Origin of the sequence: Stenotrophomonas sp. HMWF003 (assembly GCF_003061285.1) — a bacterium.
Taxonomy (GTDB): Bacteria; Pseudomonadota; Gammaproteobacteria; order Xanthomonadales; family Xanthomonadaceae; genus Stenotrophomonas; species Stenotrophomonas maltophilia_AP.
This window is the reverse complement of sequence record NZ_QAIW01000414.1, coordinates 2,785-3,287: the sequence shown is the minus strand read 5'-3', so window position 1 is coordinate 3,287 and position 503 is coordinate 2,785. Positions and strand designations below refer to the sequence as shown.

Genomic DNA, 503 nt, shown 5'->3' with positions numbered 1-503 from the left:
CGGTCAACAGTGGCGAGGGCTACAACGCCGCCGCGCTGGCGGGCCTGGGCATCATCCAGGTGCCGCGGCTGGGCGTGCGCCAGGCATTGGCCGCCGGCACCCTGGTGGAGGTCCTGCCCCAGCTCGCCGCCGAGCCGATGCCGGTGACGTTGTTGTACGCGCAGCGCCGCCACCTGCCCCACCGGGTCACCGCGTTCATGGACTGGGTGGCCGGGGTGATCCAGCCGGAACTGCTCCGCGCGGACTAAAGCAGGCTTGCATCGTGCACAATCACGCAGCCTGATCTGCACGTTAATGCACATTGCGCTGCACATTGCGGTATATTCACCTACCAGACCGGGTGATCCACCGCGTATTCATGCATGGTTCTCCGGTTTTCTCCACAACGCCTCGAGAACCCGCATGCATCCTGAAGCCCTCCCCGGCGAACGCCAACAGACCATCCTCCACCTGCTACGAGAGCAGGGCCGCGTGTTCTCGGCCCAGCTTGCGCTGCAGATGGG

1 protein-coding gene is annotated in these 503 nt (G+C 65.6%); it reads left to right on the top strand.

Translation table 11 applies throughout. From position 1 onward, the window contains the following. A partial coding sequence (locus DBR34_RS23825; RefSeq protein ID WP_258224086.1) for a LysR substrate-binding domain-containing protein occupies positions 1-248 on the top strand: 248 nt, incomplete at its 5' end. Positions 249-503: the final 255 nt, after the last annotated feature.